The organism is Loktanella sp. Alg231-35, from assembly GCF_900143545.1.
Taxonomy (GTDB): Bacteria; Pseudomonadota; Alphaproteobacteria; order Rhodobacterales; family Rhodobacteraceae; genus Yoonia.
Map to the genome: position 1 here is coordinate 82381 of NZ_FREV01000007.1, position 13870 is coordinate 96250.

Consider the following 13870-nt stretch of genomic DNA (forward strand, 5'->3'; position numbering starts at 1 on the left):
ACATACGCTTTGACCTCCAACACCCTGATTCTTGCAATAAATGTCCTTCTGCCGCATGGTCACAGCATCAAGGGCACCTAAGACCCATAAACGAGGCGTGATCGGAGAGGCAGGTCACTTATGAAGTATGACAGATTTCTAAAGGCAGCTATTGCTGGCTTGACGTTGTCGCTAACAGCGGCAGCACCTACTATGGCACCGGCCGAAACGTTGCGCGTGTTGCGCGGCGCCGCGTCCAGTGCTCTCAGCGTTCCGATGAACCGGGCCGTTGTTGTGGAGAGCGACGTGCCCTTCACTGAGTTATCGATTGCAAACCCCGGTATCGCGGACATTTCATCTTTGTCTGACCGGACAATCTACGTTCTGGGCAAAGAGCCGGGGCGCACCACACTGACCCTTCTGGGCGCAGATGGCCGTCTGATTACGAACGTGGAAGTCCATGTTTCACCCGATATGGCAGAGTTCAAAGAACGTCTGACGCAGATATTGCCGGGCGAAAACATTGAAGTGCGCACAGCAAACGACGGAATCGTGCTTTCTGGTACGGTAAGTTCGATTGCACGATTGGACCGGGCGCTTGATCTGGCTGAACGTTACGCGCCGGACCGTGTTTCCAACCTGATGATGGTTGGTGGTACGCAGCAGGTGATGCTAAAGGTACGTTTCGCAGAGATGCAACGCACCGTTAGCAAGCAACTATCCAGTTCACTGCGCTTTAGCGGAACTGCATTTGGCGGGGATCTTGGCGTCGACGGCGGCACGAACGGCGTTGGTGCAGCAATCGGCGCTGGTGGTGTTCCACTGTTGGGCACCGTTGGCTCTGACGCTGAAGCCAATGGTGCAGTGGTCTTTGGCTTCGGTTCCGGCGCCCTGGAAGTTGATATCTTGCTCGAAGCGCTTGAATCTCGCGGCGTTGTCCGCTCTCTCGCCGAGCCAAACCTGACAGCCCTTAGCGGTCAGGAAGCAACATTCCTTGCTGGCGGTGAATATCCGGTGCCAGTTAGCAGTGAAGAAGATACGATTACGATTGAATATAAACCATTCGGTATCGAATTGAACTTCATTCCACGCGTTGTTGACGAAGACATCATCAACCTAGAATTGGTTGCAGCTGTATCCGCAATTGATCCATCCAATGGTATTTCCATTGATGGCTTCCAAATCGATGCCTTCACACGCCGCGAAACATCAACGACTGTTGAAATGCGCGATGGTGAGAGCTTTGCGATTGCGGGTCTGTTGTCTGATGACTTCACTGACCTCAAAGGCCAGGTGCCTTGGATCGGCGATGTGCCAATCTTGGGCGCATTGTTCCGCAGCGCTGAATATCAGCGTTCGCAGACCGAACTGGTGATCATCGTCACACCTCACCTTGTCACACCAACACGTGGCGAAGCATTGGCATTGCCAACGGATCGGGTTCGCCCGCCAACCGAGCAAGACCTGTTCTTGTTTGGCCGTGTCGCACGCACCGGCGCACCATCCTCTGGTGGCGCGGGCGAAGTAGCGCGTCAGGACTTTAGCGGGTCCTACGGCTATGTCCTGGATGAATGATTGGAGCGCAAGTCGATGAAATATCTTATGACAACGGCTATTGCGGCCGCCACCCTCGCAGCTTGCTCACCAAGTGATAGCGCACTGTCTTCTTTCTACTCAGAAGCCGGTTCGCAGATTGACTCGGGTGATTTCGGCGAAGCCACGATGAACAACAAGTTGGTTCAAACCGGGCAGCGGGATTACACAATCAACCTCGCGCGGCGCTTTGCGTCGGATGTAAACTCAACGGTGAACTTTGCGTTCAACTCGACCGTTCTTGACGCTGATGCACGCAGTACGCTGATGCGCCAGGCCGACTGGATCAAGCAGTTCCCCGAAGTGCGCTTCAAGGTTTATGGCCATACCGACCTCGTCGGCAGCCAAGGTTATAACCGTTCACTCGGCCTGCGTCGGGCACAGACTGTTGTATCCTTCCTAAGCTCCCAAGGGATCGACCGCGACCGTCTGGAAGCCGTCGTATCCTTCGGTGAAACGCAGCCGCTGGTGGTTACTGAAGGTCGCGAACGCCGGAACCGCCGGACGGTGACGGAAGTGTCAGGGTTTGTAGAATCAAACCCAGCGCTGCTGAACGGCAAATACGCGGAGGTCATCTTCCGCGAGTATATCCGCAGTGGTAGGCCGACAAATACTGCGACTGAAACTCAGCTCTCCACAGGTGCTGGTGGCTAAGCCCGCCTTGTTTGACGCCGGATTTACCCTCCGGCGTCAACATTTCTATAGATTTGCCAAGATCGTTCAAATAAACCGCACAATTACGATCTTTTGGTCCAAATCTCGACACGTTTTCCGCCGATAGTCATGATCTAACGAGTTTGTTGTCGTCAGGCAGTGGGCAAGCATATCTGTTGTGCTAGGATTGTAGAGCCGTCTTACGAAGGTTGGATGTGAAGAGATTGATGGGGAAATCTAAGCAATGAATACTACCTCGGCCGTGCAAAGCGATACACCACCTATCGTCGCATGTACCATTAGTCGTGATGTCCAGAACTTTGACCTTTTGATCGAAGATATGGAAGCCGCTCTGGGTGATGCCTGGGGCGATTTGAGCTTTGATGACGCCGCAACTTTTCTGAGCCAGCCCGAGGCCTCGGGTTTGCAATTCGTGACTGTTGCGATGGATGCCGAGGACGAAGACAATCTTCCTAGCATTAAGGAAGTTATCGGAGCGGCCAAAGCCTCAAAAATCAAAGTTATTTTGATTGCAGAAGATGTCAGCCCTGGCGCTTTGCATCAGCTCTTGCGTGAGGGTGGCGACGAATTTGTCCCCTACCCGCTTCCCGAAAACGAATTGGCCCGCGCAATCGAGCGCGTATTGACCATCAAAGATACGCCTGCCCCCGCCGAGGGCGAGACAAAATTCCATGCGACGGGCGACCGGTCTGGCGTGATCATTCCGGTACATGGTCTTGCAGGCGGCACCGGTGCGACGATGCTTGCCGTGAATCTGGCTTGGGAACTCGCGAATATGGATGCCGGAGACGAGCCCGCGAAAGTGTGCCTGCTCGACTTTGACTTCCAATTCGGCACCGCCTCCACATACCTTGACCTACCCCGCCGGGAAGCTGTTCTTGAGATGCTGACCGATACCGAATCTATGGATGTCGAAACGTTCACCCAAGCGCTTCTGACATATGGGGACAAACTCCAGGTTCTGACCTCGCCGATGGACATGATCCCGCTGGATATGATCACGCCCGAGGATATCCGACGTGTGATCGAACTTGCGAGCGTGAACTTCGACTACGTCGTCATCGACATGCCCTCCACCATGGTTGAGTGGTCGCAAACCGCTCTGGAAATGGCACATGTCTACTTTGCAACAATCGAGCTTGACATGCGATCGGCACAAAACACGCTCCGCCTCAAGCGCGCACTGCAAACCGAGGATCTCCCTTTTGAAAAGATCCGCTTTGTGTTGAACCGCGCCCCCGGATTTACGGATCTGAACGGCAAAAGCCGGGTAAAACGCCTGTCAGAAAGCCTCGGCATCGCGATTGAAGTGCTGCTACCTGATGGCGGCAAGCCTGTCATGCAGAGTGCCGATCACGGCGCACCCATGGCCGAATCCATCGCCAAAAATCCATTGCGCAAGGAAATCCTGAAACTTGCCAAGTCGATCCATGAAGTCAATCTAGATGACGCATCCGAAGCGAGAGCTTAAGAGGTAACGCCATGTTTTCAAAATATAAAAAGCCAACGCCGGCAAAAGGCAATGCGCCAGCCGCAGCCGCAGCAAGTGGCCCGAAAGTCAACGTCACACCCGTTGCTGTGGCACCCCAGGAAGACGCAAAACAATCGTTGATGAAGACGATGCCCAACAAGCGCCCGGCAGATGCGGGCCCTGTGGACAAAGACAAACGGCGCAAAGAGCGTCTGGGTGAGATTAAGCTGGAGCTGCACAAGGCACTGCTCGACAATCTCAACCTTGCTGCCCTCGACACGGCGTCAGAGCAGGAACTGCGCACCGAAATCAACGCGATTGCCAACGAAACACTTGAAGACATGGGCGTTGTCCTTAACCGGGACGAACGCCAGACCCTCAGCCAGGACTTGTTCTTTGAGGTGACCGGCCTTGGCCCGCTTGAGACACTGCTAAAAGACGAAAGCGTCAACGATATTCTGGTGAACGGTCCACAGCAGATCTTTGTCGAACGTGACGGCAAACTGCAACTGACCGATATTACCTTCAAAGACGAACGCCACCTTTTGCGGATCATCGACAAGATCGTCTCCGCGGTGGGGCGCCGCGTTGACGAAAGCAACCCTTACGTTGACGCCCGTCTTGCTGATGGTTCGCGTTTTAACGCGATGGTGCCACCGATTGCGGTTGACGGCTCGCTGGTCTCTATTCGTAAGTTCAAAAAAGACAAACTCGGCATCGAAGAGCTGGTCAAATTCGGTGCATTCACCGAGGAAATGGCCGCTTATCTGCAAGCCGCCGTGTCAACTCGCCTGAACGTCATCGTGTCCGGCGGTACAGGTTCGGGTAAGACAACAACGCTCAATGCGCTTTCCGGTTTCATCGATGATGCTGAACGCATCCTGACGATCGAGGATACGGCGGAACTTCAGCTGCAACAGACCCATGTTGGCCGGATGGAAAGCCGCCCACCCAACGTCGAAGGCAAAGGTGGCGTGTCCCAGCGCGACTGTCTGAAGAACGCCCTGCGTATGCGTCCTGACCGCATTATCGTGGGTGAGACGCGTGGCGAAGAAGTCATCGACATGTTGCAGGCCATGAACACAGGCCACGACGGGTCAATGACCACGATCCACGCCAACAGTGCCCGTGACGGCGTGTCGCGTTTGGAGAACATGATCGCGATGGCAGGTATCGAGATGCCGATTAAAGCGATGCGGAGCCAGATTTCCTCGGCTGTGAACCTGATTGTACAGGCATCACGTCTGCAGGATGGTTCGCGCCGGATGACTTCGATCACCGAGATCACGGGCATGGAAGGCGATGTGATTTCCATGCAGGAGATTTTCCGCTATCAACGTGTTGGTCTGACACCAGACAACAAAATTATCGGCCACTTTACAGCGACCGGTGTGCGTAGCCACTTTTCAGAGCGGTTCAAGCTTTGGGGTTACGATCTGCCACCGGCAATCTTTGAACCTATGGTCGCGGAGTAACCAGCATGATTTCTGCAGCACCGGTTATCTATATCCTCATTTTCGTCGCCGTCTTGGCGCTTGTTCAGGGTGCCTATCTGGTCATCTTTGGCAAATCGATCAGCATGGACGGCAAGGTGAACCGCCGTCTTGAAATGCTCGACAAAGGCGGCAACCGCGAACAGGTGCTTGATCAACTCCGCAAGGAGATGACCCAGCACATGAAGTCGCAGAGTATCCCGATTTACTCTTTGCTGGCGGATAAGGCGCAAAAGGCCAACATCGCATTCACACCCACGCAGATCATGCTGTTGATGGTTGTCGTCAGCGGTGCTGCCTTCGCGATGTTGTCAGTTCTGACGGCTGTCAGCCTGCCAATTCAATGTGGCGTTGCCGTACTAATGGGCGTTGGCGGTGTCTATGTCTGGATCAACGGCAAAGCCAAGAAGCGTATGAATATGCTTGCAGAACAATTGCCCGAAGCAGTCGAACTGATGGTGCGTTCCTTGCGCGTCGGCCATCCGTTTTCATCCGCCGTTGGGATTGTATCCCGCGAGGTTCCCGATCCGCTTGGCACAGAGATGGGTATGATCTCGGACGAGGCCGCCTATGGCCGCGATATGGGTGAGACGCTCAAAGCAATGGCAGAGCGGCTGGATAATCAGGATTTGCGCTTTCTGGCGGTGGCAGTAACGATCCAGCAGACGTCGGGTGGTAATCTGGCTGAAATCCTTGACGGTTTGGCTAAGGTGATCCGTGCGCGGTTCCGCCTGTTCCGACGTGTGGCTGCAATCACGGCCGAAGCGAAGTGGTCCGGCAACCTGCTATCGGCGTTCCCTATCTTGGCCTTGCTTGGCATCAACATGGTGAAGCCCGACTACTATGACGAAGTCATGCTTAGCCCGCTTTTCATTCCTGCCTGTCTGGTCGTTGCCGCATTCCTTGTGGTCAACCTGATCGTGATGCGCGCACTTGTGAACATTAAGGTGTAAGGACCCTCGACATGGATATGGAACAAATTCAAACCATGATCACCGACATGCTGGGCCCCTTCGGCCCGCTGATGATTGTGGGGTTGCTTGGGGTATTCTTGATCCTGATCACTCTGCCTGTGTTGCTCAAGAAAGAAGTTGATCCGCTCGACAAGCTCAAGCAATCAAATCACAGCACAGCAAAGTCGTCCGACAAAGGTGCTCAGCTGCGCGCGCCTGCCAGCAAGGACAAGCTGGAGAAATACTCCAACTTCCTAGAGCCGCAAAACGCCGAAGAATACTCTGCCGTCAAGCTCAAGCTGATGCAGGCTGGCTATCGCAGCAAAAATTCGGTGCGTATCTTTTACTTTATACAATTTGCCTTGGGTATTTTCGGCCTGTTGCTGGGCGGTGGTTATGCGCTGTACCAGATGACATTGGTTGAACCTTCGACACAGGATTTGGTCATCTGGATCATGGGGCCCGGCGGTGTGGGTTACTTCCTGCCCAAATATTGGGTCACACGCCGTCAACAAATGCGTCAAGAAGCGATTGTGAACGCCTTCCCCGACAGCCTTGATATGATGTTGGTATGTGTTGAAGCGGGCCAATCACTTGATCAGTCCATCATGCGTGTCTCGACCGAGCTGAAATCCGGTTTCCCCGAACTGGCCGAAGAGTTTGAGATCGTCGGTCAGGAATCCAAGGCCGGTAAGGACAAGAACACTGTTCTCAAAGACATGGCAGAACGCTGTGGTGTGCCGGATATCTCCAGCTTTGTGACCGTGTTGGTGCAATCATCGCAGTTCGGTACGTCCATCTCTGACGCCTTGCGCGTTTACGCATCGGAAATGCGGGACAAGCGCGTTATGCGCGCTGAAGAAGCTGCCAACAAACTGCCGACCAAGATGACGTTGGCGACAATGATGTTGACGGTCCCGCCTCTGATGGCGATGTTGATCGGACCATCCATCTACGCAATTGCTGTGAACCTCGCTCCGGGCTGAAGACATATGACTTCCAGGTTAGTCCTACTGACCATTGCACTGACAAGTTTGGCCGCCTGCGACACAGGCGGCCTTAGTCGTTCGTCCGATGGCGTCTTTGCACCCGGCCCGTCCGGGCCTAGTGACGTTGATGGGTTGATTGTCGGGCACCGCCTTTTGGCGGCAGGTGAATATGAACTGGCGCTCAAAGCCTACAATCGGGCCGCGGCCCAACAGGGGCTCAACGTTGATACAATGTCGGCCATTGGTTCTGCCAATCTCAGCCTGGGGCGGCTTGGTCAGGCCGAACGATGGATGCGGCGCGCGGTTGAGGAGGATCCAACATTCCCGCCCGCATGGAACAATCTTGGCGTCATTTTGATGGAAACAGGCGAAACGGCCGAAGCAAGCGAGGTTTTCCGACGCGCATTTGCCGCAGATAACGGTAATTCCGACGAAATTCGCGAGAATTTACGCTTAGCGCTCGCAAATTTGGAAAATCCGGGCAATAGTGCGATACAACAAAATCAGAACTTTAATCTGATCCGGCGGGGTGCAGGCGACTTCGTACTCATGTCGGACCTATAGGCAAGAGCAGCAAAAGGACGCAGAAACATGCGCCACCCAATCTTTCTGACGCTTTGTGCGGCGGCCATTGGCCTGTCGGCATGTGAAAAATCCGAGGAAGCCGAGGTCGAACGCGCCTTGGCTGATCTCAATGTTGTCGATGAATCCAACCTTAACGATGTGATGCTGACCGTTGGTGACCCCAACGAGGCGGTGAACTATTTTGCCGGTGCAAATGCAAATGATCCCGGCCGGATCGACTTGCAACGCGGTCTGGCCAAGTCCCTTGTCCGTGCGAGCCGCAACGCCGAGGCGATCCCAGCCTGGCAACAGGTCGTTGCCCACGAGGAAAGCGGCAACGGTGATCGGGTTGAACTGGCTGATGCGTTCATCCGCAACAACCGGTGGGACGATGCTGCAGCAACACTCAACACGATCCCCCCAACGTTCGAGACATTCAAGCGTTACCGACTTGAGGCCATGGTCGCAGACAGCCGCCAGCAGTGGGACAAGGCAGACAGTTTTTATGAAACAGCCGTTGGCCTGACCACGCGACCCGCTTCAGTCTACAACAATTGGGGTTACTCTAAACTGACCCGCGGCGACTATGCCGAGGCAGAGCGGCTTTTTGTTGATGCGCTGCGCTTCAACGATGACATGTTCACGGCCAAGAACAACCTTGTTCTGGCTCGTGGCGCACAGCGAAACTATGCCATCCCAGTGGTGCCGATGAACCAGACAGAGCGTGCGCAACTGATGCACACAATGGCGCTGGCTGCGATCAAGCAAAACGATGTCTCCATCGGTAAGTCGCTTCTGGCTGACGCCATCGAAACACATCCTCAGTACTTTGAGGAAGCCGCACGCGCCCTTGAGGCGCTCGAAAACAACGCGGTGAACTAAATCCGATGGGGATGACAGCGCAGGCCGCCTATTGGTTCCTCCCGGCTGTGATCCCCATCGCCATTTACATCTCATGGAACGACATGCGTTCCATGAGGATCACCAACAACTCTTTGATTGTTCTGTTGGCCGCCTACGCCGTGATTGGTCCATTCGCCTTTGGGCTTGAGATGTATCTGTGGCAATGGCTCAACTTTCCCGTCGTGCTTGTTATCTGCATGGCACTTTGGGCGCTGCGGGCCATGGGTGGTGGCGACGCCAAGATGATCGCAGTGATGGCCCCGTTTTTTGTGATTGATGATGTGATTCTCATCATGCAGCTCTTTGCGGCGTGTCTTTTGGGTGCGCTCGCGATCCACAGCCTGTTTCGCTTTACGCCACTTAAAAACTTCGCGCCAGATTGGCAAAGCTGGCATGCAGGCCGTTATTTTCCAAAGGGTTTTCCACTCAGCATGACCCTTTTGTTCTACCTTCTTGCTGCAGCGGTTTACCGCTAAATGTGGGCAATGCCTTGGACAGGAACATGTTTGTTCACTATTTCGCCATAATGGCCTGTAAACTGCAGCAATGGCCGCAAGGTGGGCGGCAATAATAGTCTTTTGTGATGGGCGGACCGAATTATGAATGTGCAAGCCTCTAGTGTGATGGCGCCCCCGGCGCCGCGGAGCCTTGAAGCCATGCAATTGCCGATGGCGATGATGCGCGACATCTTGATCAAGACGATGTTTCGCATGAACCTTGATCTGGTATCCGACATCAGCCGCGCTGTTTGTCTGCCAGTCCCCGTCACGCAGGAACTGGTTGATATGGCGCGGAGCCAGCTTTTGCTGGAAGCGACAGGGACCCTGAACGCCAACAGCGGCAATGAAATGGGCTATCAGCTCACCGATGCCGGTCGCGCACGCGCACTCGATGCTGCTTCGCAGTCTGAATACTACGGGGCAATGCCCGTGCCGCTGGATATCTACCGCCAGCAGATCGAACGTCAGTCGATCCGCAACATTCAGATCACTCGCGATCAGTTGCAAACGGCCATGGGGCATCTGGTGCTGCCCGATGATCTTTTGTCAAACCTCGGTCCCGCGGTCAGCGCAGGCCGGTCGATCCTGATGTATGGCCCGCCGGGTAACGGTAAATCCTCGATCTCGAACGGTATTCGTGACGCGTTGGGTGACAAGATTTACGTGCCACGCGCGATTGAATATTCCGGTCAGGTGATCACGGTCTATGACCCCATCGTGCACAGCGCTGCGGAAGATGATGTGGACGACCCAAACAGCCTGCGCCGGACCTCTGGCCGTTTCGACACGCGTTATGTGCGCTGCGAACGCCCCACAGTGATCACCGGTGGTGAATTGTCGCTATCGATGCTTGATCTCGTCTACAACCCGACCGCGCGGACCTATCAGGCGCCTTTGCAGCTGAAATCCACCGGCGGCATCTTTATCGTGGATGACCTTGGCCGCCAGGCCGAACCGCCGCAGACACTTGTAAACCGTTGGATTGTGCCACTGGAAGAAAACAAGGACATCCTCGCCCTGCAATCAGGTGAGAAATTCGAAGTGCCGTTTGACACGCTTGTTGTCTTCTCGACCAACTTCCACCCCAACGCGATCTTCGACAAAGCGGCCCTGCGTCGTATCTTCTACAAGATCAAGATCGACGGCCCCAATCAGGAAGACTTCCTCAAGATCTTTGCAATGGTGGCCCGCAAGCGGAAGATGCCGCTTGACGAAGACACGCTCGTTCACCTGCTCAACGTCCGCTACCCAGAAATCGAGAATGTCTATGCGAACTACCAGCCGATCTTTTTGATCGACCAGATGATTTCGATCTGCGAGTTCGAAGGCATTCCTTATCAGATGTCACCAGACCTCGTTGATCGCGCATGGGCGAACATGTTTGTCCGCGAAGAAGAGATCATTCACTAGTTCTGTCCTTTCGACATTCCCAAGCAACTGGCTTCCCTCTACGCTGAGGGAAGCCTTTTTCGTTGGAGGACAGGAGTGGAACATCGCATTGGCATCGCCGGATGTGGCCGTATGGGGCTTGGCATGTTGCGCAACCTGCAAAAGGCAGGGTTTGATGCGCACGGCTTTGATGTGCGTTCAATACCGGGCGTGGGTCGGGACATTGATGCGTTCGCCAATGGGCTGCAAACGCTGATCACGGTGGTCCGCGATACAGATGAAACCGATGCGGTTCTGTTTGACGATCAGGCGCTTGTGGCCCGCGCAACTGAACTCGAACGGATTGTCATCAGCTCGACCCTATCGCCCCGCTATGTGAAGGCGCTGCGGGCCCGCGTGCCTGACCATATCACCTTGATCGACGCGCCAATGTCCGGCGCGCAGATCAAAGCGGACGCTGGCACGCTGACATTCATGACGGGTGGCCCGGCGGCCGACATCGCCCCGCTCCTCGCAACTATGGGGCAAGAGGTGCATCATATGGGGGATTTTGGCGCGGGGATGACGGGCAAAGTGTTGAACAATCTTTTGGCAGCTTCCAATACGGCGATGACACGGCTGGTGCTGGATTGGGCGGATGTCGCTGGCGTCGATGAAGACAGGTTGCTGGCGCTGATCAACACTGCTTCAGGACAGAACTGGCTGGCATCAGGCTTTGATGTGATCGAGTTCGCCCGCGACGGCTATGACACAGACAACACCATTGGGATTTTGGTCAAGGATGTGGCCGCAGCGTTGGATATCGCTCCTGATGCGGGTGCGGCGCTGCCGCGCGCGGTGCAATCGGCCTTACGTGGCCTGCAACCACGGCCCAAAGCGTAAGGTGGGTCTTGACCCACCTTACATGAACGGCAGTTTAGGCACATGATCACCCTGCCCTCCAAGTTCCAGAACTGGTTTGCATCGCGCGGCTGGGACATCCACCCACATCAGCAAGCGATGCTGGATCAGGCGCAAGACCCAGCGTTGATGCTGATAGCCCCCACCGGCGGCGGCAAGACGCTCGCCGGTTTTCTACCCTCGCTCATCGCCCTGCAAGACGGAAACCATCAAGGCCTGCACACCCTCTATGTCTCACCCCTCAAGGCACTCGCGGCTGACATTAAGCGCAACCTGCGCACACCCGTTGCAGAAATGGACCTGCCAATCCGTATCGAAGACCGAACCGGCGACACATCCTACACCCAAAAGCGCCGCCAGCGCGCCGACCCACCGCATATCTTGCTGACCACACCTGAATCGCTGGCCCTGCTCACAAGCTACGAAGATGCCCCGCACATCTTCAAAGGGCTGCAACGGATCATCGTCGATGAAATCCACGCCTTGGCCGAAAGCAAACGTGGCGACCAGCTCGTGCTGGCGTTGAGCCGCCTGCAAAGCCTTGCACCCGATCTGCGCCGGGTCGGTCTATCCGCCACAGTGGAAGACCCCGCCGCAATTGCCCGCGAACTGGCACCCCATCCCGCATCCTGCGCAATCATCAATGCCGACCCCGGCCCTGATCCCGATATCGCCATGCTCGTCACAGACGAGAAACCACCTTGGGCCGGAGGCGGCGCAAAATACGCCATCCCAGCCGTGCTGGACGAGGTCAAAAAACACAATACGACCCTGATTTTTCACAACACACGTGCGCAGGCCGAAATCTTCTTTCATAACCTCTGGCTCGCCAATACCGACGATCTGCCCATCGGCATTCATCATGGGTCATTGGCCCGCGAACAACGCGAAAAGGTCGAAGGTGCCATGGTCGCCGGTGATCTGCGTGCCATTGTTTGCACCGGTTCGCTTGATCTGGGGATCGACTGGGGCGATGTTGATCTAGTTGTGCAGGTGGGTGCCCCCAAGAACGTCAAACGGCTGGTGCAGCGGATCGGCAGAGCCAATCACCGCTACAATGCGCCCTCCAAGGCGCTGCTGGTACCCGCCAACCGCTTTGAGGTTGTTGAATGCGTCGCCGCTCTTGAAGCGGTCAAAGCCCATGATTTGGATGGTGATCCCAAAGGGCCAGGACCGCGTGATGTGCTTTGCCAACACATCCTGATCACGGCCTGCGCAGGGCCCTTTGATGCAGATGTGCTCTACCGCGAAGTCACAAGTGTTGGTGCCTATGCCAGCCTATCACGGCCTGACTTTGACGATTGCCTGGATTTCTGCGCGACGGGCGGCTATGCGCTGCGCGCCTATGACAAGTGGAAGCGCCTGCTCCAGCGCCCCGATGGGCAATGGCAGTTGCGCGACCCACGCGCGGCACAGCGCATTCGGATGAATATCGGAACCATTCAAGACACAGATACGCTCAAGGTGCGGCTCAAGGGCAATTTCAAACCACTGGGCGAGGTGGAAGAGGCATTTGCAGCAACCCTCACCCCCGGTGATACCTTCCTGATCGGCGGGCAGGTCGTGCGCTATGAAAGCCTCAAGGAAATGACCGTTCAGGTCTCGCGCCGGGCTGACAAGAAGCCAAAGATCGCAACCTTTATGGGTACGAAATTCGCCAACTCTACACAGCTGTCGCAACGCATCCTGCGCATGTTTGATCAGCCCGATTGGCCGAACCTGCCAGATCACACCGCTGAATGGCTGGGCCTGCAACGACTGCATTCAAAGATGCCCGAGGCCAACCGTATTCTGGTCGAAAGTTTCCCCCACGAGGGCCGCCATCATATTTGCGTCTACGGTTTTGCCGGGCGCAATGCGATGCAAACCCTTGGCATGCTGCTGACCCAAAGGATGGAAGAGCTAAGCCTGCACCCCATGGGATTTGTCGCCACCGACTATGCAACGCTGATCTGGGGGCTGGATCCGGTCACCGACCCCGCCCCACTGTTTCAGGCCGACAACCTCAGGGCCGATTTCGCAACCTGGCTTTCAGGAAATGCCGTGATGAAGAAGACCTTTCGCGGAGCGGCCACAATTGCGGGGCTCATCGAACGCAACTTGCCGCAAGCGCGCAAAAGCGGACGGCAGGCCACGTTTTCCTCCGATATCCTTTATGACACGTTGTCCAAATACGACCCCGACCACCTGATGCTGCAAATCACCCGCGAGGAAGCCATGCGCGGGCTTGTCGATTTCGGCAGGATCGAAGAAATGCTGGCCCGGACCGCTGGCCGCATTGACCATCTGGTGCTGGACCGGGTGACGCCACTTTCCTTACCAATGTTCCTTGAGATGGGGCGCATTTCCGTCACTGGTGCCGCACAGGACAGGATGCTGGAAGAGGAAGCCGCCCGTCTGATGGATGCAGCAGGTGTGACCCAAGTTTGACCCTTGCGTTCAATGCCCCCATGCGCAAAGA

General features: G+C 55.6%; 12 protein-coding genes. All 12 read left to right on the forward strand.

Going from position 1 to position 13870, the window contains the following annotated elements:
- The first annotated feature begins 120 nt into the window (after positions 1-120).
- The 12 genes from DHN10_RS16370 to DHN10_RS16425 all read left to right on the forward strand — a co-directional run bounded on the left by DHN10_RS16370 (position 121) and on the right by DHN10_RS16425 (position 13839).
- Positions 121-1554 (forward strand): type II and III secretion system protein family protein, encoded by a 1434-nt coding sequence (locus DHN10_RS16370; RefSeq protein WP_108816428.1) that lies wholly within the window; start codon positions 121-123, stop codon positions 1552-1554.
- 15 nt (positions 1555-1569) lie between these two features.
- Positions 1570-2226: an OmpA family protein gene (locus DHN10_RS16375; protein WP_108816429.1), complete on the forward strand. Its 657-nt coding sequence runs from the start codon at positions 1570-1572 to the stop codon at positions 2224-2226.
- Between the two features lie 244 nt (positions 2227-2470).
- Complete coding sequence (locus DHN10_RS16380) at positions 2471-3718, forward strand: AAA family ATPase (protein ID WP_108816430.1); 1248 nt, start codon at positions 2471-2473, stop codon at positions 3716-3718.
- A gap of 11 nt (positions 3719-3729) precedes the next feature.
- Positions 3730-5193 (forward strand): CpaF family protein, encoded by a 1464-nt coding sequence (locus DHN10_RS16385; protein WP_108816431.1) that lies wholly within the window; start codon positions 3730-3732, stop codon positions 5191-5193.
- 5 nt (positions 5194-5198) lie between these two features.
- Positions 5199-6164 carry a type II secretion system F family protein gene (locus DHN10_RS16390; RefSeq protein WP_108816432.1) on the forward strand — a complete coding sequence of 322 codons (966 nt, stop codon included), beginning with the start codon at positions 5199-5201 and terminating at the stop codon, positions 6162-6164.
- Positions 6165-6181: 17 nt separating this feature from the next.
- On the forward strand, positions 6182-7150 hold the full coding sequence (locus DHN10_RS16395; protein WP_108816433.1) for a type II secretion system F family protein: 969 nt from the start codon (positions 6182-6184) through the stop codon (positions 7148-7150).
- Positions 7151-7156: 6 nt separating this feature from the next.
- Positions 7157-7717 (forward strand): tetratricopeptide repeat protein, encoded by a 561-nt coding sequence (locus DHN10_RS16400; protein ID WP_108816434.1) that lies wholly within the window; start codon positions 7157-7159, stop codon positions 7715-7717.
- Between the two features lie 27 nt (positions 7718-7744).
- On the forward strand, positions 7745-8599 hold the full coding sequence (locus tag DHN10_RS16405) for a tetratricopeptide repeat protein (RefSeq protein WP_108816435.1): 855 nt from the start codon (positions 7745-7747) through the stop codon (positions 8597-8599).
- A gap of 11 nt (positions 8600-8610) precedes the next feature.
- The gene (locus DHN10_RS16410; RefSeq protein ID WP_234417162.1) at positions 8611-9096 is read left to right on the forward strand and encodes a prepilin peptidase; all 486 of its coding nucleotides are present in this window, start codon (positions 8611-8613) and stop codon (positions 9094-9096) included.
- A gap of 123 nt (positions 9097-9219) precedes the next feature.
- The gene (locus DHN10_RS16415) at positions 9220-10530 is read left to right on the forward strand and encodes an ATPase (RefSeq protein ID WP_108816437.1); all 1311 of its coding nucleotides are present in this window, start codon (positions 9220-9222) and stop codon (positions 10528-10530) included.
- A gap of 75 nt (positions 10531-10605) precedes the next feature.
- A complete protein-coding gene (locus tag DHN10_RS16420; protein WP_108816438.1) occupies positions 10606-11391 on the forward strand; it encodes an NAD(P)-dependent oxidoreductase in 786 nt (261 codons plus the stop codon).
- Positions 11392-11433: 42 nt separating this feature from the next.
- Entirely contained in the window at positions 11434-13839 is a 2406-nt protein-coding gene (locus DHN10_RS16425) for a ligase-associated DNA damage response DEXH box helicase (RefSeq protein ID WP_108816439.1), read from the forward strand.
- The last annotated feature ends 31 nt before the right edge of the window (positions 13840-13870 follow it).